Origin of the sequence: Streptomyces niphimycinicus, assembly GCF_018883605.1 — a bacterium.
Classification (GTDB): domain Bacteria; phylum Actinomycetota; class Actinomycetes; order Streptomycetales; family Streptomycetaceae; genus Streptomyces; species Streptomyces niphimycinicus.
Map to the genome: position 1 here is coordinate 1 of NZ_JAHLEM010001033.1, position 2,214 is coordinate 2,214.

Genomic DNA, 2,214 nt, shown 5'->3' on the forward strand with positions numbered 1-2,214 from the left:
GCGGGGGCGGAGCCCCCGGAACGGGGCCCGGGGCGCAGCCCCGGTTCGGGAAGGGGCGGGGTGGGGAAAGACGCCCCGCCAGGGCGCCGCACGCCCGGGGGCAGACCGTTCCCGCGCCGGGCGGATACCCTTGGAGGCCGACCACCGACCCGACATCCGACCGAAGGATTCGCGACCACCGTGTTCGATACCCTCTCCGATCGCCTCGCAGCGACTTTCAAGAACCTCCGGGGCAAGGGACGCCTCAGCGAGGCGGACATCGACGCCACGGCACGCGAGATCCGGATCGCCCTGCTCGAGGCCGACGTGGCGCTGCCCGTCGTCCGGTCGTTCATCAAGCAGGTCAAGGAGCGGAGCCTCGGGGCCGAGGTCTCCCAGGCGCTCAACCCCGCCCAGCAGGTCATCAAGATCGTCAACGAGGAGCTGATCGGCATCCTCGGCGGCGAGGCGCGGCGCCTCCGCTTCGCCAAGCAGCCGCCGACCGTGATCATGCTCGCGGGTCTCCAGGGTGCCGGTAAGACGACGCTCGCCGGAAAGCTCGGCCGCTGGCTGAAGGGCCAGGGCCACGCCCCGCTGCTCGTCGCCTGTGACCTTCAGCGGCCCAACGCCGTCAACCAGCTCTCGGTGGTCGCGGAGCGGGCTGGTGTCGCCGTCTTCGCCCCCGAGCCGGGCAACGGCGTCGGCGACCCGGTCAAGGTGGCGCAGGACTCGATCGAGTTCGCCCGGACCAAGCAGCACGATGTCGTGATCGTCGACACCGCGGGCCGCCTCGGCATCGACGAGGAGCTGATGCGGCAGGCCGCCGACATCCGCGACGCGGTCCGCCCGGACGAGGTCCTCTTCGTCGTCGACGCGATGATCGGCCAGGACGCGGTGAACACCGCGGAGGCGTTCCGCGACGGCGTCGGCTTCGACGGTGTGGTGCTCTCCAAGCTGGACGGCGACGCGCGCGGCGGTGCCGCGCTGTCCATCGCGCATGTCACCGGCCGCCAGATCATGTTCGCCTCCAACGGCGAGAAGCTGGACGACTTCGACGCGTTCCACCCGGACCGCATGGCGTCCCGCATCCTCGGCATGGGCGACATGCTCAGCCTGATCGAGAAGGCCGAGCAGACCTTCAGCCAGCAAGAGGCCGAGAAGATGGCGGCCAAGCTGGCGAAGGGCCCCAAGGAGTTCACGCTCGACGACTTCCTGGCGCAGATGGAGCAGGTCCGCAAGATGGGCTCCATCTCCAAGCTGCTCGGCATGCTGCCGGGCATGGGCCAGATGAAGGACCAGATCAACAATCTGGACGAGCGGGAAGTGGACCGCACCGCGGCCATCATCAAGTCGATGACCCCGGGCGAGCGCCAGGACCCCACGATCATCAACGGCTCGCGCCGCGCCCGTATCGCCCGCGGTTCCGGCGTCGAGGTGAGCGCGGTGAAGAACCTGGTGGAGCGGTTCTTCGACGCGCGCAAGATGATGTCGAAGATGGCCCAGGGCGGCATGCCGGGGATGCCCGGGATGCCGGGTATGCCGGGCGTGGGTGGCGGTAAGCGCAAGGGCAAGCAGCAGAAGAAGGCCAAGGGGAAGCAGCGCAGCGGAAATCCGCTGAAGCGCGCTCAGCAGGAGCAGGAAGCCGCGGCGCGCCGCGAGCAGGGCGGCGCGTTCGGGCTGCCCGGTGGCGGGCAGGACGGACAGAACTTCGAACTCCCGGACGAGTTCAAGAAGTTCATGGGCTGAGCCACCCCGGCGCCCGAGGCGTCCCGGCGCCCGAGGCGTCCCGACGTCCGGGGCGTCCCCGTACGAATGAACCGTAAGGCCCCTGCGCACACCGTCAGGGGCCTTACGCGACGGTCCCGTTCAGATACGGCAGTTCAGATTCGGCAGTTCAGATCCGGCAGATCAGATAGCGGAAGACGTTCGGCATCCACACCGTGCCGTCCGCGCGCTGATGCGGATGGAGCGCCTCGGTGATCTCCTTGCGGACCTGGATCGGATCCGTGACCCGCTCCGCCGCGTCGAAGAGCCCCGTCGACAGCAGCCCGCGCACCGCGCTGTCCATGTCGGCGTAGCCGAACGGGCAGGCCACCCGGCCCGATCCATCGGGCCGCAGCCCGGCAAGTGCGGCCAGTTCCTCCAGGTCGTCGCGGCCGCACGGCCACCAGCGCGCGGCAGGGGGCGCCTCAGCCGCCCGGCGGCGGCCGGGGGAGCCCACCGGATCGGCGAGCC

General features: G+C 70.2%; 1 protein-coding gene and 1 pseudogene. One reads left to right on the forward strand and one right to left on the reverse strand.

Annotated elements, in window-relative coordinates:
• Positions 1 to 180: 180 nt before the first annotated feature.
• The gene (gene ffh / locus KN815_RS47205) at positions 181 to 1,725 is read left to right on the forward strand and encodes a signal recognition particle protein (protein ID WP_216347926.1); all 1,545 of its coding nucleotides are present in this window, start codon (positions 181 to 183) and stop codon (positions 1,723 to 1,725) included.
• A gap of 148 nt (positions 1,726 to 1,873) precedes the next feature.
• Here ffh and KN815_RS47210 read toward each other — a convergent pair.
• A pseudogene (locus KN815_RS47210) lies at positions 1,874 to 2,214 on the reverse strand (SAM-dependent methyltransferase); the annotation flags it as partial.